The organism is Falsirhodobacter sp. 1013, assembly GCF_051195255.1.
Lineage (GTDB): Bacteria > Pseudomonadota > Alphaproteobacteria > Rhodobacterales > Rhodobacteraceae > Falsirhodobacter.
Genome location: NZ_JBNJLK010000001.1, coordinates 213,046 through 235,414 on the forward strand (window position 1 = coordinate 213,046; position 22,369 = coordinate 235,414).

Consider the following 22,369-nt stretch of genomic DNA (forward strand, 5'->3'; position numbering starts at 1 on the left):
TGTCGGATGTAGGCCCACGTGGGCCGCTTGTGTAGGGCGCGCGGTTGGTGCTAGGCCGGACGCATGCCCAGATACGCACTGAAGATCGATTACGACGGCGGCCCCTTCCACGGGTGGCAGCGGCAGGCGCAGGGCCAGCCCTCGGTTCAGGGCGCGATCGAGGATGCTCTGGCCCGGCTGGAGCCCGGCCCCCACACCATCGCGGCGGCGGGGCGCACCGACACCGGCGTGCACGGCACCGGACAGGTGGCCCATTGCGACCTGTCGAAGCCCTGGGACCCCTTTCGGCTGAGCGAGGCGCTGAACCACCACCTGAAGCCCCTGCCCGTGGCCGTGGTGGCCTGCGCCGCCGTGCCGGACGATTTCCACGCCCGCTTTTCCGCACACGAACGGCGCTACCTGTTCCGCCTGATCGCGCGCCGCGCGCCGCTGACGCATGATCGGGGCCTTGCCTGGCAGGTGGGGCACCGGCTGGACTCGCAGGCCATGCGCGAAGGGGCGGCGCATCTGGTGGGTCATCACGATTTCACCACCTTCCGCAGCACGATGTGCCAGGCGAAGTCGGCCGTGAAGACCATCGACGAGATTACGATCGAGGAGGTGCCGCTGGACGCTGGCGTCGAATACCGCTTCCGTCTGCGCGCCCGCAGCTTCCTGCACAATCAGGTCCGGTCGATCGTGGGCACGCTGGAACGGGTGGGTGCTGGCGGCTGGTCCCCGGACCGCGTGCGGCAGGCGCTGGAGGCGCGGGACCGCGCCGCCTGCGGGCCGGTTTGTCCGCCGCAGGGGCTGTATCTGACAGGGGTTGGCTATCCTGTCGATCCGTTCCAAGGTTGAATCTGCGAACGGAGGAGAGACCATGCCGCAGGCCGACCTGTATTTCACGACCGACCAGACCTTGACCGACATCCTGCCCGAAATCGAACGCACGATCGCCGCCTTCGACAGCGGCGCGGGCGTCTGCAAGGGCCGCGCCCATCCGGTGGCCGATCATCATCACAGCCACATCTTTCTGCGCCTGTCGCTGCTGCCGAAGCCGCATCGCGATGACGTCTACGCGGCGGAACTGGGGAAACGACTGGCCGAGGTGATTCGATCGCATGCCAAGGCGCCGGCGGCCGTGGCGGTGAACATCCAGTTCGACCTGAAACATTACACCGCCATCAAGGTGGACTAAGGGCGGGGTCTCCCCCGCCCCTGTACCTAGTTCGCGTGATCGTCCGCGAAGATGTCCTTCCGGTGGGTGTTGTTCGGCACGAAGATCAGTCCGATCACCACCGTCATCACCGCGACGGTGATGGCGTACCACAACCCCGCATAGATGTTGCCCGTCTGGGCCGAGATGGCGAAGGCCGTCGCGGGCAGCAGCCCCCCGAACCAGCCGTTGCCGATGTGATAGGGCAAGGACAGGCCGGAATAGCGGATGCGCGTGGGGAACATCTCCACCAAGGCGGCCGCGATGGGGCCGTAGACCATCGTCACCAGCAGGATCAGGTAGGTCAGGATCGCGATCAGCGTCAGCTTTTGCACCGTGAAGATGTCGAAGAAATGGTTGGCCTTCGCCACAGTCGTGTTCTGCCCGCCCAAGGGATAGCCCGCTTCGGTCAGCGCCGCCGTCAGCGCGGCGTCGAAGCGGGGCTTCTCGGCGACGGAGGTGGCCGCGTCATAGGACGCGATCTCCGTTTCTCCGACGCGGATGACGGCAGGCGTGCCCGCCGCACCCTCCACGCTTTGATAATTCACGGAGGCCCTCGCCAGCGCCGCCTTCGCGATGTCGCAGGACGACGTGAACTTCGCCGTGCCCGTCGGGTTGAACTGGAACGAACAATCGTCCGGCGCGTGCGTCACCGTCACCGGCACCATCTGGGCCGCATGAAGCGCGGGGTTGGCGATGTGGGTGATGCCCTTGAAGACCGGGAAGTAGGTCAGCGCCGCCAGAAGGCAGCCCGCAAGGATGATCGGCTTGCGCCCGATCCGATCCGACAGCCCGCCAAAGAACAGGAACCCGCCCGTGCCAAGGATCAGCGCCCAGGCGATGAAGACGTTGGCGCTGAAGCTGTCCACCTTCACCACGTTCTGCACGAAGAACAGCGCGTAGAACTGGCCGGAATACCAGACCACCGCCTGCCCCGCCGTCAGGCCGAACAGCGCGATCAGGGCGATCTTGCCGTTCTTCCACGTCCCGAACGCTTCCTTCATCGGCGCCTTGGAGGTGCGGCCTTCTTCCTTCATCTTCTTGAAGGCCGGGCTCTCCTCCATCTGCAGACGGATGTAAAGCGAGATGCCCAGAAGCACGATGGAGCCGAGGAACGGGATCCGCCAACCCCAGGCGTTGAACGCGCTGATCATCTGCGGCGTGCCGTCGGCGGCCAGCACGGCATTGCCGGCCAGATCCAGCACCGGCTGCATCGGATAGTTGTTGTTCACGTAGCTTTGCACGATCAGGATCACGACCAGCGACAAAAGGAGGCCCAGCGTCGCCGTGGTCTGGATGAAGGCCGTGTAATACCCGCGGCGGTTGGCGGGCGCATGTTCGGCCACATAGACCGCAGCCCCCCCGTATTCGCCGCCCAGCGCCAGCCCCTGCAGCATCCGCAGCGCGATCAGCAGGACCGGCGCCGCGATGCCCCAGCTGGCATAGCCGGGCAGCAGGCCCACGATGAAGGTCGAAATCCCCATGATCAGGATCGTGATCAGGAAGGTGTATTTCCGCCCGACCAGATCACCGACCGACCCGAAGACCAGCGCCCCGAAAGGCCGCACCAGGAACCCCGCGGCAAAGGCCAGCAGCGCGAAGACGTTGCGCGTGGCCTCGGGGAAGGCGGTGAAGAACTGCGCCCCGATGATCGCCGCCAATGAGCCATAGAGATAGAAGTCGTACCATTCGAAGATCGTCCCGGCGGACGAGGCCAGGATGACCTTCTTCTCGTCCCTCGTCATGGGGCGCGCGCGCGCATGCCCCACGTTCACAGCATGGTTTGCCATGTCGTTCCCCTCCCATAACGGGGCCTTTTCCTGGCCCCTTCCCCTCGATCCGGCGAAGGCCCTCCCAAGCCTTGTGCCCGCCGGTCCGTTTCCGCCCCTTCAGGGGGCCCTGGATCGGACGATGGACCCCACCATCCGCTCCAGCTCGCGGCTGACGGCCGCGATGTCCTGCATGGCGTCCAGACGCTGCAACACGCCCGCCCGCTGGTAATGGCCGATCAGCGGCGCGGTCTGGGCGTGATAGGTGTCCAGCCGCTGGCGCGCGGTGTCGGCGTTGTCGTCCTTGCGGCGCAGGAAGTCCGTTCCGCCGCACACGTCGCAGACGCCGGCAACGGCGGGCCGCTTCAGCGTGTCATGATAGCCTTCGCCGCATTTGGTGCAGGTGGTGCGGCCCGAAACGCGGGCCACCATCGTGTCGTCATCCACTTCCATGCTGATGACGGCACCGACGGACTGGCCCCGCGCGGCCAGAAGTTCGTCCAGCGCGAAGGCCTGGACGGCGGTGCGCGGAAAGCCGTCCAGGATCACGCCGCGCCCGGTGTCGGGATCGGCCATCCGTTCTGCCAGCACCTGCAGCACGATGTCGTCGGACACGAGGCCGCCGGTTTCCATCACCGCCTGCGCCGCCTGTCCGGCGGGGGTGCCGGCCTTCACCGCCGCCCGCAGCATGTCGCCGGTGGACAGCTGGATCAGCCCAAAGGCCTTTTCCAGCACGCGCGATTGCGTGCCCTTTCCCGCACCGGGCGGGCCCAGCAGGATCAGGACGGCAGGTTGTGTCACCGAAGGACAGTTCATGCGCCACTCCGATTCTGGCGATTCTCGATCAGGTCGTCGACGACGGCGGGATCGGCCAGGGTGGAGGTGTCGCCAAGGCTGCCGAAATCATCCTCGGCAATCTTGCGCAGGATGCGGCGCATGATCTTGCCGGACCGCGTCTTGGGCAGGCCCGGCGCCCATTGCAGGAAGTCGGGCGTGGCGATGGGGCCGATCTCGGCCCGGACCCATTTCACCAGGTCGGCGCGCAGTGTGTCCGAAGGCTCTACCCCGTTCATCAGCGTCACATAGGCGTAGATGCCCTGCCCCTTGATGTCATGCGGAACGCCGACGACCGCGGCCTCGGCCACGTCGGGATGGGCGACAAGGGCCGATTCCACCTCGGCCGTGCCCATGCGGTGGCCGGACACGTTCAGCACGTCGTCCACGCGGCCGGTGATCCAGTAATAGCCGTCCGCGTCGCGCCGGCAGCCATCGCCGGTGAAGTAGGTGCCCTTGTACTGGCTGAAATATGCCTCCTCGAACCGTTCGTGGTCGTCCCAAAGGGTGCGCATCTGCCCGGGCCAGCTGTCGGCGATGGCAAGGACGCCCTCCGCCTCACCCGTCAATTCCTCTCCGGAGGTCGGGTCCAACACCACCGGCTTCACCCCGAAGAACGGTTTCGTGGCCGATCCCGGTTTGGTCGGAATGGCGCCGGGCAGCGGGGTGATCATGTGCCCGCCGGTTTCGGTCTGCCAGAAGGTGTCGACGATGGGGCACTTGTTCTTGCCGATGTGCTGGTCGAACCAGTTCCACGCCTCGGGGTTGATCGGTTCGCCCACGCTGCCAAGGACGCGCAGGCTGGACAGGTCGTGCTTTGCGGGCCACGCCTCCCCCTGCCCGATCAGGGCGCGGATGGCGGTGGGCGCGGTGTAGAACTGGGTGACCTTGTGCTTTTCGATCGTGGCCCAGAACCGGCCCGCGTCCGGGTGGTTCGGTGTGCCTTCGAACATCAGCGTCGTGGCCCCGTTCGCCAGCGGCCCGTAAACGATGTAGCTGTGGCCCGTCACCCAGCCCACATCCGCCGTGCACCAGTAGACGTCGCCGTCGTGGTAATCGAAGACCAGCCGGTGCGTCATGGCCGCATACAGAAGATAGCCGCCCGTCGTGTGCACCACCCCCTTGGGCCGCCCGGTGGAGCCGGAGGTATAAAGGATGAACAGCGGATCCTCCGCTCCCATCGGACGGGGCGGGCAATCGGGGGCCACCGTTTCCATCAGGGCCTTCACGTCCACGTCGCGGCCGTCGATCCAGCTGATCTGATCGCCCGTGTGCTTCACCACCAGGCAGCGCACCTTTTCCGAACAGCGCAGCAGGGCTGCGTCGGTGTTCGACTTCAACGCGGTGCGCTTGCCGCCGCGCGGGGCCGTGTCGGCGGTGATGACGAGCTTTGCCTGGCAATCGTTGATCCGGTTCGCCAGGCTGTCGGGGGAAAAGCCCGCGAAGACCACCGAATGGATCGCCCCGATGCGCGCGCAGGCCAGCATGGCATAGGCCGCCTCGGGGATCATGGGCAGGTAGATCACCACGCGGTCGCCGCGCATGACCCCTTGGCTCAGCAGCACGTTGGCGAAGCGGTTCACCTTTTCCGACAGCTGGGCATAGGTGATGTGAAGCGCCGGCTGCGCGGGATCGTCCGGTTCCCAAATGATCGCCGTCTGGTTCGCCCGTGCGGGAAGATGCCGGTCGATGCAATTGACCGAGGCGTTCAGCACCCCATCCTCGAACCAGCGGATCGACACCTGCCCATGCGTCAGATCGGTGTTCTTGACGCGGGTGAACGGCTTGATCCATTCAAGGCTTTGCCCTTCACGGCCCCAGAACCCGTCCGGGTCCGACAGGGACTCGGCATAAAGGCGGTCGTAATCGGCGGCGTTCACATGGGCGCGCGCAACGGCTTCGGGCGACGGAACATAGGTTCCGCGGGCGTGATCAAGCATGGCAATCCTCCTTCGGCGGTGCCGAAAGCGGGTTTCCTCCTCCCCTCGATCGGCCCCTCGTGAAAGATGCTAACGCGGCTTTTCCCCCAAGGCGAACGAAAATTTCAGCCCGTTTCGTCCAGCCAGGCCGGCAGTTCCCCGATGTCGTTCAGCACCACGTCGGCCAAACGTTCCAGATCGCCGCGCAGGGCCGGCCCCGTCAGGACGGCGACCGCCGCCATGCCCGCCGCCCGCGCCGCGTGAAGGTCGTGCGCGCTGTCGCCCACCATCGCCACCTGCGACGGCGGAAGGCCGGTCGCCGCGCAGAAGGCCAGAAGCTGGCCCGGCGCGGGCTTGCCGCCATGCCCGCTGTCGAAGCCCGCGACGAAGGGGAACAGACGGTCCACGCCGGCCCGTTCCATCTGCCGGCGGGCCGGCGCCTCTCCATCGTTCGTCGCGACGCCCAGATGCATGCCGCGGGCGGTCAGGCCCTCCAGAAGGGGGGCCAGCGGCACGGCCTCCACCATCGGCGCATCGGCGGACAGGCGGTTCATCAGCGCCAGAAGGTCGTCGCGCGTCCAGTCGGGCAGATCGGGCAGCATCAGATCCGCCACCTCGGCCGAGGTGCTGGCGATGACGGGACTGTCGGGCGCGAATCGCTGGGTGCGCAGGTCGAAGCGAATCCTGCGGGCCAGCGGGTCCGGATCGGGGGACAAGCGGTGCAGCAGGGCCGCCGCCCACGCCCCCCAGCTGGCTTGGAAATCGAACAGAGTGCCGTCCTTGTCGAACAGGATGCCGCGGATCATCTCAGGTCCAGTGCGGAAGATCGCCGCCAGGCAGCACCGCCCGCACCCGCATGGGCAGGGTATAGGGCAGATTGGCCGCGTCGCAGAAGGCGATGACCAGCGAATCCTCGGACAGCAGGAAGTCCATCACCGCGCCAAGGAATTCCGGACGGGCGGCCGCTTCGCGCAGGCTGTCCGGGGACGCGCCCGTGGCGGCCAGGAAATCCGGCAGAAGTTCATGCTGGGCGGCCAGCCAGCCAAGGGCCTGCAGGGCCGTGCGTTCGGCCGCGTCGCGGCTGGGAAGTTCGTCTCTCATGGGCGACATCGTGCCGATCGCCGGGGCAATTGCAAGACGGCTCATTCCCGCGAAAGGATTTCTTAACCAATAGAAAGGAATCTGCGGCAGAGGACCCACCGGGAAAGAGGCAGAATGACCCGACACGCGCTTGTCATTGATGTTTCCCATGCAAACCGGACGGCGCTGAAGCGGCGTCTGGCGACCGGATGCTACACGACCTCCTTCGTCGCCTCGGCCGAGGCGGCGCTGATCGACGCGCGCCAGACCCGCCCCGATGTGGTCCTGATCGACATGCCGGACGCGGCAAACCTGCTGCTGCAGCTGGCCCGCGACATGCGGCTTCGGGACGTCCCCCTGCTGGTGCTTTCGGACGAGCAGGAGCGGCTGCCCCTGATCCGGGCGGGCGCCACCGATGTCCTGACCCGCCCCGTGGAAGAAGCGGTCCTGCTGGCCCGGCTGCGCGCCATGCTGCGCCACCGCGCCCAGAACGAGGAGCACCATTCCACCGGGCTGGCCGAGGAGGGCGCGGGATTCGAGATGCCGGCCTCCATCGCCTTCCTCACCGACCGCACGGACGGCACGGCCCGCCTGCGGACCGACCTTGCCCCCTATCTCAGCGATCGGGTGCTGCGCATGACGCGGGAAGACGCGCTGACCGGCCCGACCGTTCCCGACCTGTTCGTGATCGAGGCGGGTCTGGGCGGATCGGCCGCCGGCCTGCGACTGATGTCCGAACTGCGCGCCCGCGCGGAAACACGCAACGTGCCGGTCTGCATCCTGGACCCGGACGAAGATCCCCAGGCCGTGGCCATGGCCTGGGACCTTGGCGCGGACGAGGTGGTGCCCGCACAGATCGGTGCCCCCGAACTGGCGCTGCGCCTGTCGATCCTGTTGCGGATGAAACGCCGGCAGGACCGGCGTCGCGCCTCGGTGGCGCAGGGGTTGCGGATGGCCATGGTCGATCCGCTGACGGGCCTGCACAACCGCCGCTATGCGATGCCGCGCCTGGAAACGATGGCCCATGGCGATCTGGCCGTGCTGCAGATCGACCTTGACTGGTTCAAGTCGGTGAACGACCGCTTCGGTCATGCGGCGGGGGATGCGGTTCTGCGCACGGTCGCCGCCCGCCTGACGGAAGGGCTGCGTCCCTGCGATCTGGCCGCGCGCATCGGCGGGGAGGAGTTCCTGATCGCCCTGCCCGACACGCAACTGGCCCAGGCCATCGGCATGGCCGACCAGTTGTGCCAGCGGATGGCCCTCAGCCCCGTCGCGCTTCCGACCGGCGGGCTGGTGGATGTGACCATCTCCATCGGGCTGGCCACGCGCCGGCGATTGGGGAGCGAGACCATGGCCGACACGCTGGACCGTGCCGACCGTGCGCTGCTGCAATCCAAGCGCGACGGCCGCAACCGCGTGACGGTCGCCTCCTCTCCGTCGGAATGGACCGCCCGCAGCGCCTGAGGATCAGCGATCCTTGTGGCGATGGCGGTCCCGTTCCATCTTTTCGGCCAGCCGGTCGGCAAAGGCCTGCCGTTCGGGCGGCGTCATCTCGCCCAGGCGCTGCGCCATCAGGCGCTGGCCCAACGCCATCATCTGCCCGCCCCTTTCCCGCTGACGGGCGAAGATCGCCTCGGCCTTGGCCGCGTCGTAAGGGTCGGTGCGCAGGGTGGTCAGAAGTTCGGCTGTGTCGTCCTGCATCGCCTGCCACCCCTTGCGGAAGTCCGGGGCCTCGCGCCCGAACGCCTCGCGGAGGGCCTTGCGGTCCTCTTCGCTGAACGCACGGTCGTAGACACCGAAGGCGGGGCCCCGGCCGGGATCGGGCGGCGGCGGATGGCGCAGCACGGCGCCCGCCACGATGCCGGCAATGGCAAGGTTCAGCGTGACCGACAGGATCAGCAGAAGGCGCAGGGTGCGGGAGGAAAGCATGGGCGTCATTCCGTCACGAAGTCGTAGGTGGGAAGAAGGTCCACGCGCTGGTCGGCCCAAAGCGCGCCGGTCACGGTGGTCAGGGTTTCGGGCTGGGCGTAGCCGATCCAGACCCCGGCAAGCGCGGCCGTGGCCATGCCGGCCGTGGCACCCACGCTGCCCAGCACCAGCGGCAGGAACCGCGTCCAGCGGCGGCGCGACGCAGCGCGTGGCTGCCACCGGTCCTGCTCCGCCTCCGCGTCGGTCAGGATGCGCGCCAGCAGCGCGCCCGAAGGGGACGGCGCGTGATTGCGGGCCGTGGCCAGAAGATCGTCCAGATCCTGTTCCATCATTCAACCTTCCTCATAGCCGATCCGTTCACGCTGCCCGGACAAAAGGGCCGCCAAGGCCCGCTTGCCGCGCGCCGTCAGACTTTCGACCGCCTCCACCCCGATGTCCATGATGCGGGCGATGTCGGGGTTGGTCAGTCCTTCGATGTGGCGCAGAAGCACGGCCTGCCGCTGCCGGTCGGGCAGCCGGGCCAGCGCCGCGTCCAGCGCCGCCATGCGCTCGCCCTCCATAAGGTCCTGCTCGGCGCTGGGGGTGTCGTCCTCCACCTCGGGGGCGTCGTCCAGCGCGATGCCGCGGCGGCGGCGCAGACGGTCGGTGCAAAGGTTCGACGTCACGCGGTACAGCCAGGTCGTCACTTTCGCCTCCCCCTGCCGCCATTCCGGGGCGATGCGCCACAGGCGCAGCAGGGCCTCCTGCGTCACATCCTCCGCCTCGGTGCGGTCGGTCAGCATCCGCGCCGCGAAGCCAAGGACCCGCGGCGTCAGCCGCAGGGTCAGGGCGCGTGCCGCGGCCCGGTCGCCATTGGCGTAAAGCACCAGCAGCGCCTCGTCCGAAACGTCCGGTAGGGTATCAAGGGGCACGGTCATCGCCTGTCAGAAGCCTTGAAAAAGGCAGGGGCATGACAGCCCCGGCCGCGCCCGTCAATCCTGACGGTGATCGGGATGCGGCTGGTGACGTTCGCGCATGAAGGTGCGGGCGGCGTCGGCCTCCTCGCGGCTGATCGCGCCGTCCTTGTCGGTGTCCAGACGTTCCAGCATCCGCGGGTCCAGACCTTCGGGCGGTGTGGCGAGTTCGGCGGCCGACAAAAGATTGTCGCCGTCCACGTCCATCCGCTTCACCATCGCTTCGGCGCGGCGGTTGGCACGGTCCGTGGCGCGGGCGATGTCGACCTGCGCCAGTTCCGCGGCCGAGATCTTGCCGTCGTTGTCCGCGTCCAGCGCGGCGGCACGTTCGGCACGGTCGCCCTTCGCCTCTTCGGCGGTGATGCGGCCATCCTCGTCGGTGTCCAGCGCTTCGAAGGGCGGCATTCCCGGACGGCCGGGACGATCCCCGGGTTCGGCAAAGGCCGTGGACAGGCTGGCGATCGAGATGGCAAGCAGGGCAGCGCCGGTCAGGTACGTTTTCATCATGTCACTCCGGTTGCGATGGCGGCGGTGCATCCGCCTTCCGAAAGATGAAACGCGGCCCACCGCCCTTTCCGTCGCGAAAACTTGCCGGCAAACGTCACAGGGGCCGGAAACGCGCCATGTCGTAGCCGTTCCAGTCCATGATGCTGGCGGCCGCCTTCATCCGGTCCGCCGGAATTCCCGCCGTGCGGTCCAGCACGAAGCCGATCTTTCCGGAAGGCGTGCCGATGGCCATGCTGCGCCGGTCATAGTCGATCCACAGGATCCACCACGGCTCCCCTTCCCCTGCCGGCAGGATGCGGGCGGGACCGGTGACGGCGAAGGGGCCGGAGATGCGCCGCGTTTCCCCGTTCAGGCACAATGATCCGTCCACACGGCCGGGGCTGAACGTCAGTCCGCCCGGCGCGCACGCCGCGCCGAAGCCCGCCACCTGCCGCCACGTTCCGGACAGGGAGGCCGGATCGAAGCCCGCATTCGAATAGATGGGCACCTGCGTGTTGCGGAACACTTCGGTCGGGGCCGGTGCGGGCGTGCGGACGCAGGCGGCCAGCGCCAGCAGCAAAAGGAAACGGCGCATCAATAGGGTGCCGGGAACTGGCGGCGCGCCAGCGCGATGTCGTCCAGAACCTCCTCCGACAGGGTGACGTTGACGGACTCCAGGGATGTCTTCAGCTGCTTGAGGTTGGTGGCGCCGATGATCGGCAGGCAGGGATAGGGCCGCGTGCGATAGAAGGCGAGCGCCATCTGCGCCGGGTCCAGCCCATGCTCCTTCGCGACGCCCAGATAGGCCGACACCGCCTCGAACACGAAGGGGGTGATGCGGCCACCAAGTTCGGGCGAGCGTTCGCGCCGCGATCCGGCCGGCACCACATCACCCGCATATTTGCCCGTCAGCAGGCCCGTCGCCAGCGGGGAGTATCCGAGCAGCGGCATGTTCTCCAACGCGGCGAACTCTGCCCAGTCGCTGTCGAACTGGCGGCACAGCAGCGAATATTCGTTCTGCACCGTCATCATGCGCGGCAGGCCGTGCTGGTCCGCCAGACGCAGCCAGGCGGCCGCGCCCCAGACGGTGTCGTTCGACAGGCCGAAATGGCGCACCTTGCCTTCGTCCTGAAGGCGCTTGGCTTCCTGCAGGATGGCCAGCATCTCCGCCTCGATCGCGGCCTTGTCGCGCGGGGGCTCGTATCCCCACAGCTTGCGGAAATGGTAGGACCCGCGATTGGGCCAGTGCATCTGGTACAGGTCGATGTGATCCGTCTGCAGGCGTTTCAGCGAATCCTCCACCGCCTGCCGCATCCGCGCCGGCGTGATGGGCGCACCGCCCGTGGCCACGCTGCCTTCGCCCGTGATCTTGGTGGCGATCACCAAGCGGTCGCGTCCGCCCTTGGCCAGAAAGTTGCCAAGGATCGTCTCGGTGTGCCCCATCGTTTCGGCGGACACGGGGTTCACCGGATACATCTCGGCGGTGTCGAGGAAGTTGACCCCGTGATCCAGCGCCATGGCGATCTGGGCATGGCCCTCGGCTTCGGTGTTCTGGGTGCCCCAGGTCATGGTGCCAAGGCACAGTTCCGACACGTTCAGTCCCGTATGCCCAAGTGCGATCTGCTTCATGTCCGGCCCTTTTGTTGCCGCTCAAACCCTAGAGGTCCGCGCGCCGATGACAAGCCCCGCTTGAGCGTTCGGGCCGTGCAGGATACACCCCATTCAAATCGGACGAAAAGGCGCGGGCATGGCACGGTATCTGATCACCTCGGCACTTCCCTACATCAACGGGATCAAGCACCTGGGCAACCTTGTCGGCAGCCAGCTTCCGGCCGACCTGATCGCCCGCTACCTGCGCGCGCGCGGGCACGAGGTGCTGTTCCTGTGCGCCACCGACGAGCACGGCACGCCGGCCGAACTCGCCGCCGCCAAGGCCGGCCAGCCCGTGGAGGCGTTCTGCGCCGAGATGCACGAGGTGCAGGCCGGCATCGCTGCGGGCTTCCGGCTGTCCTTTGATCATTTCGGCCGCTCCTCCAGCCCGCAGAACCGGGCGCTGACCCAGCACTTCGCCGGCAAGCTGGCCGAGAACGGCTATATAGAGGAAGTGTCGGAGCGGCAGGTCTTCTCCATCGCCGACAACCGCTTCCTGCCCGACCGGTACATCGAGGGCACCTGCCCGAACTGCGGCTATGACAAGGCGCGCGGCGACCAGTGCGAAAACTGCACCAAGCAGCTGGATCCGACCGATCTGATCAACCCCCGCTCCGCCATCTCGGGCTCCACCGATCTGGAGGTGCGGGAAACCAAGCACCTGTTCCTGCGCCAGTCCAAGCTGCGCGGCGAATTGCAGGCCTGGATCGACAGCAAGACCGACTGGCCGATCCTGACCACGTCCATCGCGAAGAAATGGCTGAACGACGGCGACGGCTTGCAGGATCGCGGGATCACGCGCGACCTGTACTGGGGTGTCCCGGTGAAGAAGGGCGATCAGGACTGGCCCGGCATGGAAGGCAAGGTCTTCTACGTCTGGTTCGACGCGCCCATCGAATACATCGCCTGCGCCGCCGAATGGGCGGAGGCCAACGGCAAGACCGACGCCGATTGGGAACGCTGGTGGCGCACCGACAAGGGCGCGGAGGACGTGACCTACCTTCAGTTCATGGGCAAGGACAACGTGCCCTTCCACACCCTGTCCTTCCCCGCCACCCAGATCGGCGCGGACGAACCGTGGAAGATGGTCGACTACATCAAGTCCTTCAACTACCTGAACTACGACGGCGGCCAGTTCTCCACCAGCCAGGGGCGCGGGATCTTCATGGATCAGGCGCTGTCGATCCTGCCGTCGGACTACTGGCGCTGGTGGCTGCTGTCGCACGCCCCCGAATCCTCGGACAGCGAGTTCACGTGGGAAAACTTCCAGTCCTCGGTCAACAAGGACCTCGCGGACGTTCTGGGCAACCTCGTGTCCCGCGTGACCAAGTTCTGCCGCGCGAAGTTCGGCGAGGTCGTTCCCACGGGCGGCCAAACCGGCCCGCGCGAGGCCGAACTGATCGCCGAGCTGACCACCCGCCTGCGCGCCTACGAGGCGAACATGCAGGCGATGGAGATCCGCAAGGCCGCGACCGAACTGCGTGCCATCTGGGTGGCCGGCAACGAATACCTGCAATCGGCGGCCCCGTGGACGGTGATCAAGACGGACCCCGAGGCGGCGGAGGCGATGGTGCGTCTGGCCCTGAACCTGATCCGCCTTTACGCCGTCGTGTCGCGTCCGTTCATCCCGGACGCGGCGCAGTCGATGATGGACGCGATGGGCTGCGACGACTGGACCTGGCCCGAAGATGTGGGGGCGGCGCTGGCCATCCTGCCCGCCGGCCACGCCTTCACCGTGCCGGACGTCACCTTCCGCAAGATCACGGACGAGGAGCGGGCCGACTGGCAGACCCGCTTCGCCGGCATCCGCAGCTGACGTGAAAGGCGCCCCGCAGGGCGCCTTTTCGGTTCAGGCGGTCAGGGGCGGAAACAGGTCCATGTCCAGTTGCACCCCCCGCGCCCGTGCGCTTTCGATCACCGCTTCCTGCAATTCGCGGTTCCGGGCCAAAAGGTCGCGGAACCGGTTTTCGTCCAGCGCCAGCAGCGTCGAATAGGCGATGGAGGTCACCTGGGCCGAGCGCGTCTTGCGCAGCAGGATCGACAGTTGCCCGAACATGTCGCCCCGGCCCAGACGGCGCTTCTCGCCCGCGATCTCCGACTCGATCGCGCCCGAGGCGATGAAGAACACGCGCCGCGCCGGATCGCCGCGCCGCACCAGAATCTCGCCCGGCTGGGCATAGAAGGTGTACATCGCCTTGGACAGCGCCGCGCGCTGGTCGTCGTCCATGCCCGCGAACAGGGGGAACTGGCGGATCAGCTCGTCCTTGTGAACGGCCAGATCCAGCCGGGGGCGGGCTTGGCTGCGGGCGCGGTTCTCCTCGATCGTGTCGCACAGGGTCTTGTGCAGCTCGGGTCCGATCAGGCCGTCTTCCAGCAGCGCCGCATATTGCCGTTCCTCCATCCGAAGGGCGGTGCGGCGGATGTAGCGACGCTCCATCTCCTCGGTGTAAAGAGGGTATTGCAGGTGAAGGCTTTCCAGCGCCCGCTCCGTTTCCTCCTCGCGGCGTTTCAGAAGTTCGTGCAGCAGGTCCGACACGCGTCGGCCATACAGGCGGCGCACCTTCTGGTCGATGTAGTCATGCAGGTGCCGCAGGATCGTGCGCTGGATCAGAAGGGTGTCGAACCGATCCGCCACCACATTCGCCAAGGGCACGGACAGGCGCAGGCGGTTGTGCAGCACCACGGCGATCTTGGCCATCGGCCCCGCCGTCAGGCTGCGCCGCGCGGCCGAACGGTATCCGTCCCGCCCCTGCTGGCGCGTCCGTTCGATCAGGTAGTCGACGTTGGACAGCATCCCTTCCACCAGACGCGGGGTGATCAGCTGTTCGTGGAAGCTGCTCAGGATTTCTTCCCGCTCTCTCACTGCCAGGGCCACAAGGCCAAGGGTGATGCGTTCGCGGTCCGGAATCTCGTCCGTAGACTCCGCGCGCTGAACGGCGTTTTCCAGCCGCTGGCCGAACCGCTTGGCCTCGGACCGGACGATGTCGCGCGACAGTTCATGTTCGCGGATCGAGCCGGCCACTTCCTCGCGGACGTTCTGCAGGGCGACGGCGATCACCTGGTTCGACAAGGCCAGATCCAGCGGCGACAGTTGCGCCAGACCCAGACGGCGGATCACGCGGCGCAGGGTCGTGCCCTGCACGAACAGCGTGAACAGCACGTAGCCGGTGGCAAGAATCCCGATCTCGCGCTTGATGTTCGCGGGGACCAGCGCGTTTTCGGTGACGGCCAGCGCCAGCGCCAGCGTCACGGCCCCGCGCAGCCCGCCCCACAGCAGCGCGGCCCGATAGGCCGGTTCCACCCGGGGCGACAGCTTCAGCACGCGCAGCGCCGGGATCACCCCCCACAGGATCAGCGCGCGCGACGCGAAGGCCGCCAGCGCCACGATCAGGATCAGCAGCAGGTCGTGCCAGCGGACATCCCCCAGAAGGCGCGGGATCAGCAGCGCGGCCAGAACGAAGATCAGCGCCCCCGCCCAATGCGCCAGCAACCCCCACAATTCACGCAACTGCGCCCAAGTGGAAGGCGCCAGCCGCGACGGGCCGGACAGGTTCAGCAAGAGCCCCGCGCCCACCACGGCCACCACGCCCGACACGTGCAACTCCTCGGCGGCGATGTAGGTGATGTAGGGCAGCGCCACGCTGACCGAGATCTGCGCTAGCGGATGGCCCGGCATCAGGCGCATCAGTTCCACACCCGCGCGGCCCACGACCAGCCCGACCAGAAGCCCCCCGCCCAGAAGCCATGGGAACGTGCTCAGCCCCGACAACAGGGTCGGGTTCGGCACGCCGGCCATCACATAGGTCAGGAAGAAGCCGAAGAGCGCGATGGCCGCGGCGTCGTTCAGCAGGCTTTCGCCTTCCACGATCCGCATCAGGCGCTGGGGCGCGGCCACGTTGCGGAAGATGCTGACCACGGCCGAGGGGTCCGTGGTGGACACGATCGCCCCCAGCAGAAGGCAGCCCACAAGCGGCATCGAGCTGAACGGCGTCAGAGCCAGCCCGATCACCAGCGTGGCCGCCAGCACGGCCAGAACGGCCATCACGAGGATCGGCACCCAGTCATCCACCATGCGGCGGACATTCAGGGCCAGCGCCACCTCGAACAGCAGCGTGGGCAGGAAGACGACAAGGAAGACCGACGACTTGATGGGCAGCGCCAGCGCCTCGCGCAGATCAGGGCCGAAGCCCGCATCCATCGTCTGCAGGATCAGCGCCGCCGAGCCCAGCGCGGCCCCCACCACCGCCAGCACCACCGAATAGGGCAATCGCAACCGCACCGACAGCGGTTCGGACAGGGCGATGACGATGAACAACAGCGCGGTGACGCCGACAATCAGGGTGATATCCATCCGTAATCTCTACGCTGATCCTTTTGCCCCGTGAAAGCCACTTTCCCGTCAAAGGGCAAGCCTTCGCGACAAGAAGCCGAGCGTTCGTCTTCGCGGGAACCGTCGCCGCCACCGGACCGTTCCTTCCGCAGCCCGAGGTAGCCCCACATGAAACGATTTTCCTGCCCCGTCTGCCAGCAGCGGACACATTTCAAGAACACGCTCTGCCTCAATTGCGGGACGCAACTGGCCTATGATCCGGACACCGCCTCGATGGTGGCGCTGGACGACGCGCGGGCCTGCGGCAACCGCGACCTGATCGACTGCAACTGGCAGACCGAAGGCGGAGGCCTTTGCGAATGCTGCGCCTCCTCGCACGTGATACCGGACCTGAGCATTCCGGGCAACCTGGACCGCTGGCGGCGGCTGGAAACGGAAAAGCGCCGGCTTTACTATTCGCTCATCGCGCTGGGCCTACCCCGCCGCGCGCCTTCGGGCAAGGAACTGAGCTTTTCGTTCCTGGGCGACCAGCTGGCGCCCGACGGGTCGGTGGCCCAGCGCGTGCTGACCGGCCACGAGGATGGCGCCATTACCCTGAACATCGCCGAAGCCGACGATGACGAGCGTGAGGCGCGGCGCGTGGCGATGGGCGAACCCTATCGCACGCTTCTGGGCCATCTGCGGCACGAGGTCGGGCATTACTACTGGGAGGTGCTGATCCGCGACGCCGGCCGCGAGGCGGAATGCGCCCGCCTGTTCGGCGACGCGAACCAGGACTACGCCGCCGCCCTTCAGCGCCATTATGCCGAAGGGCCGCCCGCCGACTGGGAGGAGCACTTCATCTCCAGCTATGCCGCCGCCCATCCGTGGGAGGATTGGGCCGAAACCTGGGCGCATATCCTGCACATCGTGGACGGTCTGGACACCGCCCGCAGCCACGGGGTGGATCCGTCGGGAACCGGCCTGTCCGACGCCCACGCCATTGACGACGCGGCAACCCTGCTGGCCGCCTGGACCCCGGTTGCCGAGGCGTTGAACGCGATGAACCGATCCATCGGGCATGGCGATTTCTATCCCTTCGTGATCCCGCCGCCGGTGGCCGCAAAGATGGATTACATGCTGCACCTGATCCACGGACAGGCCCCTGCCGGGGGTTGAACCACAGGCCCGAACAGGCCATCAGGGCCATGGACCAGTGGTTCTGCCATCTGAAAACGAAAAGATCAAAAAGGCGCGACATGTCACTTCGCACCCTCCTTGCCGCCCTGATGTTCGCGCTGCTGCCCATCGCCGGCCTTGCCCAGCAGCTGCCCGGCACGGACACCCCGACCACCCCCGCCATTTCCCCCGACGAGGCCGTTCAACGCCTTCTGGACGTGTTGCAGGATGATCAGGCCCGCACGGCGCTCATCGACACGCTGAAGGCCGACCCGGCCGTCGCCGCCGCCGACCCTGCGGCCGAGGACGAGCCGCCCCCCGCGCTGGCCCAGCAGGTGGCTGAAAGCACGGCCGCGGCGGGGCGCGAGGTGGCGGGCGAACTGGCCCGCGTCGGGCAGCAACTGGTCGGCAGCCTCGGCCTCTTCCAGGATCTGAAGGTGGGCGGGGCCCATCGGATGGAAGCCATCCAGCTGTTCATGACGATCTTCACCACGATCGTCATCGCCGCCGTGCTGATGCGCGGCGCCAACATCGTGGCCGGGCGGCGTTCCCCGCCGCCGACGGCCGGCTTCTGGCGGCGGACGCGGGCCGCACTGCTCATCACCGCGCTGCGGGCGGTGGGCATCGTTCTGGCCTGGACGGCCGGATACGCGCTGGCCAGCTTCGTCTTTTCGCACACGGGCAGCCCCAGCGCGTCTCAGACGCTCTACCTCAACGCGTTCCTGCTTTATGGCGTGGTGCGGGTCATCCTGCGGGCCATCAACAGCCCGCACGCCGATGACGAACCCACCCTCAGCGTTCTGGCGCCCGGGGCGCAGGCCATCATCTATCGCAACCTGGTCATGGTGTCGGGGATCGTCATCCAGGGCCTGCTGTTCGTGGTGCCCCTGACGCGCATCTGGATGGGCTTTGCCGCCGTGCGTCCCATGCGGACCGTGGTGGCCACCATCGCCGCCGTGGCGGCCGTGATCGCCATCCGCCGGATCGCACGCGCGCTGGACCTGGCCCGTGGCGACCGCTTCAGCGGCGAAACAAATGCGGGATCCGCCGTGGCCCTGGGCGCGCAGCGGACCTGGCGGACCATCTGGCCGGCCCTGACGCTGATCTACATCGCCTACAGCTGGTTCATCGTCGTGACCCGCCCCGCCCTGATCGAGACGGTGATCCTGCGCGGCACCGTCCACACCATCCTTGCCGTGTTCCTGCTGCTGATGGGCATGCGCCTGCTGCGGTCGGCCACGCACATAAACGTGTCGCTGCCGGAAACGCTTCTGGCCCTGTCGCCGGCGCTGGCACGGCGCACCAGCATGGTGGTGATGATCCTGACCTGGATCGCGGCCATCTTCCTGATGCTCTTCGCCCTGTCGCTGGCGCTGTCGGGCTGGGGCTGGGTCAGCCGCAGCATTCTGGGCGATCCCATCGCGCAAGCGGTGCTGTGGCGCGTGTTGTCGGCCCTGCTTCTGTCCGTGATCGCCGCCGTGATCTGGGCCGTGGTGGACGGCTGGATCGAATACAAGCTGACGCATGGCATCAACGGCCAATCCGCCACGAACCGCACCCGCACACTGCTGGCGCTGTTCCGGAATGGCTTCACCATCGCGCTTGTGGTCGTGGCGACCATGATCACCTTGTCGCAGATCGGCATCAACATCGCGCCGCTGATCGCGGGCGCCGGGGTCATCGGCCTTGCCGTCGGTTTTGGCGCGCAGACGCTGGTGAAGGACGTCATCACAGGCGTGTTCATCCAGCTGGAAAACGCGATCAACGTGGGCGACGTGGTCGAAGTCGGCGCCGTGTCCGGCTCGGTGGAAAAGGTGAACATCCGCACCGTCCGCCTGCGGGCGGGCAACGGCTCGGTCCACATCGTGCCCTTCTCTTCGGTCACGACGGTGACCAACATGACCCGTGACTTCGGTGCGCACATCATGGATGTCGGCATCGCGTACCGCGAGGATATCACGCGCGCCAAGGCGGCCCTTCAGGAAGCCTATGACCGCCTGATCAAGGAGCCGGAATTCGGCGAGTTGGTCACGGCCCCGCTCGACATGCAGGGCGTCATGGGCCTGGGCCCGGATTCGGTCAACCTGCGCGTCATCATCAAGACGCTGCCGGCCAAGCACTGGGGCGTGGGGCGTCGTTACACCGAACTGGTCAAGCAGGTCATGGACGAATGGAACATCGAGATCCCGTTCCCCCAACGCCAGCTTCACCTGCCGGAAGGGTTCGAGAAGATGCTGGCCGCAGCGCCGGAGAAAGTCGTTCCGAAGAACCCGGCCTGACCCAAAGCAAAAGCGCCCCGTTGGGGCGCTTTTTCAATCCAGGTAGCGGGCGGCTTGGGCCAGGTCCTCGCGGAACTTCGCCCGTTCCACCTTTGCCAGTTCCGGGTCGGGCAGGCGCAGAAGATAGGACGGGTGCACGGTGACAAGAACCGGCGTCCCGTCCTTCATCTCCTCGATCCCGCCACGGCGTTTCAGGATGCCTTCCCCCTTGCCCGTCAGCGACTGAAGCGCGGTGGCGCCCATGGACACGATCAGCTTCGGACGGATCAGCCCCAGTTCGCCTTCCAGCCACAAGTGGCAGGCGCGGATTTCGCCCGTGTCGGGACGCTGGTGGATGCGGCGCTTGCCGCGCGGCGTGAACTTGAAATGCTTGACCGCGTTGGTGACGTAAAGCTGGCGGCGGTCCAGACCCGCGGCCTCTGCCTCCTCGTCGAAAACCTTGCCGGCGGGGCCTACGAAGGGGCGGCCGGCCAGATCCTCCTGATCGCCGGGCTGTTCGCCCACGACCATGATCTTCGCGTCGCGCGGCCCTTCCCCGAACACCGTTTGCGTGGCGGGCGCATACAGCGGGCAGCGCGTGCAGGCGGCGGCCTCGGCCCGCAAGGCGTCCAGCGTTCCCGCCTCGGGCTGAAGGCGTTCCGGCATGGCCATGGTCCGGGCGACGGCGCGGCGACGTTCGGGCGCTTCCTCGGCCTCGCGGGCCTGCATCTCGCGCACGCGGGCGTCGGCGCCACGGATCAGGTCGGGGATCAGGTCCGCCTCGGGCAGGTTCTTCCAGTATTTCTTCGGCATCTCGGATTGCATCGCCTTCACCATGACACGACCGGGATTGAAGATGCTGGCGTAATAGGTGCGCCACAGATCCTCGGTCGCGTCCGGCGGCGGGCGGGCGGTGTCGGCCGTTTCCTCGAAGTGAAGCGTGCCGTCGAACCGCGCCGTCACGGCCGGGGTGGCGATCACCCAGTCCATGTCGGCAAAACGTTTGGCAAAGAAGGGTGTTCCACGTTCCACGATGTGATGGTCCGGTTCAAACCACGCGGCAAAGGCGCGGCGGGGGCCTTCGGTGGGCACCTCGCGGAAGCGGACAAAGGCGTGCATCTTGTGGATGTCGCGGCGGACGGTCTTGGCCTGCTCCATCAGCTTGCGCAGGGCGGGGTCGGTCCGGTCGCCCCAGGCCAGCCCGTCGTTCAGGCGCAAGACCAGTGCGTGCGCGCGGTTGAAGCGTTCGGAATCGGAATGGCACAAGGCCGTCTCGATCTCATCCAACGCCTCGCGCCCGATCTTCAATGGACGCGGGAGAATGGGCGGAAGGTCCGGCACCAGCAGGTCGCGCGCCTCCTCCCCCACGGTCCAGCGCACGCCTTCGGGGGCGACGCCTTCGGCCGCCAGCCGCCGCACGTGATCGCGCCAGGCCGCCACCGTTCCGATGACGGGCAGGACGATCCGCATCAGAACAGGCTCAGCTGTTCCGGGGGCGGGGCGAAGCGGGCGCGCAGGTCGGCCACCTCCAGCCCCTTGGCCTGCCAGCCGGGAAGGGTGATGAAGGGCTTGGCCTTCTTCAGGATCGCCCCCATCGCCACCAGATGTTCGTACCGCACCAGCCCACGGCGGCGAGTGTCCAGAATGCGGTCCACCGTCTTCACCCCAAAGCCCGGCACCCGCAACAGCGCCTCGCGCGTGGCGCGGTTCACGTCCACCGGAAACGCCTCGCGATGCGCGATGGCCCAGGCGGTCTTCGGATCGACGTCAAGGTCGAGCATCCCCTGCCCCGCCACCTCGTCCACCTCGAACCCGTAAAAGCGCAGCAGCCAGTCGGCCTGATACAGGCGGTGTTCGCGGATCAGCGGCGGCTTCACCAAGGGCAGCATCTTCGACGCATCAGGGATGGGGGAAAAAGCGGAGTAATACACCCGGCTCAGCCCGTAATTGGCGTACAGGTTCGATGCGTTGCCAAGGATGGCGCGATCGTCGGCGGCGTCGGCGCCCACGATCATCTGCGTCGACTGGCCGGCCGGCGCGAACTTCGCCCGCGCCTTGCCGGTATGGGTCTTCTCGCGCGACTCCTCGCGCTTCAGGCGGACGGCGCCCATGGCTTGCCGGATGCCTTGCGCGGACTTTTCCGGGGCCAGATCGGCGAGCGACCGTTCGGTCGGCAGCTCGATGTTGATCGACAGGCGGTCGGCGTATCTCCCGGCCTCGTCGATCAGTTCGGGCGAGGCGTCGGGGATGGTCTTCAGGTGGATGTAGCCGCGGAAATTCTCCACCTCGCGCAGGGTCTTGGCGATGCGCACCATATCGGCCATCGTGTCGTCCGGGCTGCGGATGATGCCCGAGGACAAGAACAGCCCTTCGATGTAGTTGCGGCGGTAGAACTCCATCGTCAGCCGCACCACCTCCTCCACGGAAAAGCGGGCCCGTTCCACCTTCGACGACACGCGATTCACGCAATAGGCGCAGTCGTAGATGCAGAAGTTCGTCATCAGGATCTTCAGAAGGCTGATGCAGCGACCGTCCGGCGCATAGGCGTGGCAAATCCCCGACCCACCCGAACTGCCCACACCCTTGCCGTCACGGGAATCCCGCCGCTCCCCGCCCGAGGAAGCGCAGGACGCGTCGTATTTCGCGGCGTCCGACAGGATGGCGAGTTTTTCGGTCAGTGTGCGGGGCATATGTTCATATTATGTTCGCGCAGCGTGCATTGCAAGATCCGGGCCGTAAACCATGTCTGCTATTTAGGTGTTGTTAACTTTAATTAACAGTTCACCCTCTTTTCGCCCTGCGCTAGAT

At 67.0% G+C, this 22,369-nt stretch carries 20 protein-coding genes; 6 read left to right on the plus strand and 14 right to left on the minus strand.

Features of this window, described 5'->3' with window-relative positions:
* Positions 1 to 63: 63 nt before the first annotated feature.
* Positions 64 to 837 carry a tRNA pseudouridine(38-40) synthase TruA gene (gene truA, locus ACSHZY_RS01160; RefSeq protein ID WP_435164316.1) on the plus strand — a complete coding sequence of 258 codons (774 nt, stop codon included), beginning with the start codon at positions 64 to 66 and terminating at the stop codon, positions 835 to 837.
* A 22-nt stretch (positions 838 to 859) separates the two neighbouring features.
* Entirely contained in the window at positions 860 to 1,177 is a 318-nt protein-coding gene (locus ACSHZY_RS01165) for a hypothetical protein (RefSeq protein WP_435164318.1), read from the plus strand.
* Positions 1,178 to 1,203: 26 nt separating this feature from the next.
* Here ACSHZY_RS01165 and ACSHZY_RS01170 read toward each other — a convergent pair whose 3' ends face one another.
* The 5 genes from ACSHZY_RS01170 to ACSHZY_RS01190 all read right to left on the minus strand — a co-directional run bounded on the left by ACSHZY_RS01170 (position 1,204) and on the right by ACSHZY_RS01190 (position 6,818).
* On the minus strand, positions 1,204 to 2,985 hold the full coding sequence (locus ACSHZY_RS01170; protein WP_435164320.1) for an MFS transporter: 1,782 nt from the start codon (positions 2,983 to 2,985) through the stop codon (positions 1,204 to 1,206).
* A 99-nt stretch (positions 2,986 to 3,084) separates the two neighbouring features.
* On the minus strand, positions 3,085 to 3,780 hold the full coding sequence (locus ACSHZY_RS01175) for an adenylate kinase (RefSeq protein WP_435164321.1): 696 nt from the start codon (positions 3,778 to 3,780) through the stop codon (positions 3,085 to 3,087).
* On the minus strand, positions 3,777 to 5,738 hold the full coding sequence (acs, locus tag ACSHZY_RS01180; RefSeq protein ID WP_435164323.1) for an acetate--CoA ligase: 1,962 nt from the start codon (positions 5,736 to 5,738) through the stop codon (positions 3,777 to 3,779). The genes ACSHZY_RS01175 and acs overlap by 4 nt, the downstream gene beginning before the upstream one ends.
* Positions 5,739 to 5,842: 104 nt before the next feature.
* Positions 5,843 to 6,523: an HAD family hydrolase gene (locus tag ACSHZY_RS01185; RefSeq protein ID WP_435164325.1), complete on the minus strand. Its 681-nt coding sequence runs from the start codon at positions 6,521 to 6,523 to the stop codon at positions 5,843 to 5,845.
* 1 nt (position 6,524) lies between these two features.
* Positions 6,525 to 6,818 (minus strand): DUF3572 domain-containing protein, encoded by a 294-nt coding sequence (locus ACSHZY_RS01190; protein ID WP_435164327.1) that lies wholly within the window; start codon positions 6,816 to 6,818, stop codon positions 6,525 to 6,527.
* A gap of 114 nt (positions 6,819 to 6,932) precedes the next feature.
* Here ACSHZY_RS01190 and ACSHZY_RS01195 point away from each other — a divergent pair, with 114 nt between their 5' ends.
* Positions 6,933 to 8,261: a diguanylate cyclase gene (locus ACSHZY_RS01195; RefSeq protein ID WP_435164329.1), complete on the plus strand. Its 1,329-nt coding sequence runs from the start codon at positions 6,933 to 6,935 to the stop codon at positions 8,259 to 8,261.
* Positions 8,262 to 8,264: 3 nt separating this feature from the next.
* On the opposite strand, the gene ACSHZY_RS01200 is transcribed toward ACSHZY_RS01195, so the two are convergent.
* The 6 genes from ACSHZY_RS01200 to ACSHZY_RS01225 all read right to left on the minus strand — a co-directional run bounded on the left by ACSHZY_RS01200 (position 8,265) and on the right by ACSHZY_RS01225 (position 11,794).
* A complete protein-coding gene (locus tag ACSHZY_RS01200) occupies positions 8,265 to 8,726 on the minus strand; it encodes a periplasmic heavy metal sensor (protein WP_435164331.1) in 462 nt (153 codons plus the stop codon).
* A gap of 5 nt (positions 8,727 to 8,731) precedes the next feature.
* Complete coding sequence (locus tag ACSHZY_RS01205) at positions 8,732 to 9,058, minus strand: dihydroorotate dehydrogenase (RefSeq protein ID WP_435164333.1); 327 nt, start codon at positions 9,056 to 9,058, stop codon at positions 8,732 to 8,734.
* Positions 9,059 to 9,643: an RNA polymerase sigma factor gene (locus tag ACSHZY_RS01210; RefSeq protein WP_435164335.1), complete on the minus strand. Its 585-nt coding sequence runs from the start codon at positions 9,641 to 9,643 to the stop codon at positions 9,059 to 9,061.
* Between the two features lie 54 nt (positions 9,644 to 9,697).
* Positions 9,698 to 10,183, minus strand: a complete 486-nt coding sequence (locus ACSHZY_RS01215) for an EF-hand domain-containing protein (RefSeq protein ID WP_435164337.1) — start codon at positions 10,181 to 10,183, stop codon at positions 9,698 to 9,700.
* Between the two features lie 97 nt (positions 10,184 to 10,280).
* Positions 10,281 to 10,760 carry a lipocalin family protein gene (locus tag ACSHZY_RS01220; protein ID WP_435164339.1) on the minus strand — a complete coding sequence of 160 codons (480 nt, stop codon included), beginning with the start codon at positions 10,758 to 10,760 and terminating at the stop codon, positions 10,281 to 10,283.
* The gene (locus ACSHZY_RS01225) at positions 10,760 to 11,794 is read right to left on the minus strand and encodes an aldo/keto reductase (RefSeq protein ID WP_435164341.1); all 1,035 of its coding nucleotides are present in this window, start codon (positions 11,792 to 11,794) and stop codon (positions 10,760 to 10,762) included. The genes ACSHZY_RS01220 and ACSHZY_RS01225 overlap by 1 nt, the downstream gene beginning before the upstream one ends.
* A 118-nt stretch (positions 11,795 to 11,912) precedes the next feature.
* Between ACSHZY_RS01225 and metG the strand changes: the two genes are divergently transcribed.
* Positions 11,913 to 13,631 (plus strand): methionine--tRNA ligase, encoded by a 1,719-nt coding sequence (metG, locus tag ACSHZY_RS01230; RefSeq protein WP_435164343.1) that lies wholly within the window; start codon positions 11,913 to 11,915, stop codon positions 13,629 to 13,631.
* A gap of 33 nt (positions 13,632 to 13,664) precedes the next feature.
* On the opposite strand, the gene ACSHZY_RS01235 is transcribed toward metG, so the two are convergent.
* Complete coding sequence (locus ACSHZY_RS01235; protein ID WP_435164345.1) at positions 13,665 to 16,166, minus strand: cation:proton antiporter; 2,502 nt, start codon at positions 16,164 to 16,166, stop codon at positions 13,665 to 13,667.
* A 147-nt stretch (positions 16,167 to 16,313) separates the two neighbouring features.
* On the opposite strand from ACSHZY_RS01235, the gene ACSHZY_RS01240 reads away from it, so the two are divergent.
* Both ACSHZY_RS01240 and ACSHZY_RS01245 read left to right on the plus strand, forming a co-directional pair.
* Positions 16,314 to 17,303 carry a zinc-binding metallopeptidase family protein gene (locus tag ACSHZY_RS01240; protein ID WP_435164346.1) on the plus strand — a complete coding sequence of 330 codons (990 nt, stop codon included), beginning with the start codon at positions 16,314 to 16,316 and terminating at the stop codon, positions 17,301 to 17,303.
* 80 nt (positions 17,304 to 17,383) lie between these two features.
* Positions 17,384 to 19,582 (plus strand): mechanosensitive ion channel domain-containing protein, encoded by a 2,199-nt coding sequence (locus ACSHZY_RS01245; protein WP_435164348.1) that lies wholly within the window; start codon positions 17,384 to 17,386, stop codon positions 19,580 to 19,582.
* A gap of 33 nt (positions 19,583 to 19,615) precedes the next feature.
* On the opposite strand, the gene ACSHZY_RS01250 is transcribed toward ACSHZY_RS01245, so the two are convergent.
* Positions 19,616 to 21,034: a UdgX family uracil-DNA binding protein gene (locus ACSHZY_RS01250; RefSeq protein ID WP_435165422.1), complete on the minus strand. Its 1,419-nt coding sequence runs from the start codon at positions 21,032 to 21,034 to the stop codon at positions 19,616 to 19,618.
* Positions 21,031 to 22,251, minus strand: a complete 1,221-nt coding sequence (locus tag ACSHZY_RS01255) for a putative DNA modification/repair radical SAM protein (RefSeq protein WP_435164349.1) — start codon at positions 22,249 to 22,251, stop codon at positions 21,031 to 21,033. The genes ACSHZY_RS01250 and ACSHZY_RS01255 overlap by 4 nt, the downstream gene beginning before the upstream one ends.
* Between the last annotated feature and the right edge of the window lie 118 nt (positions 22,252 to 22,369).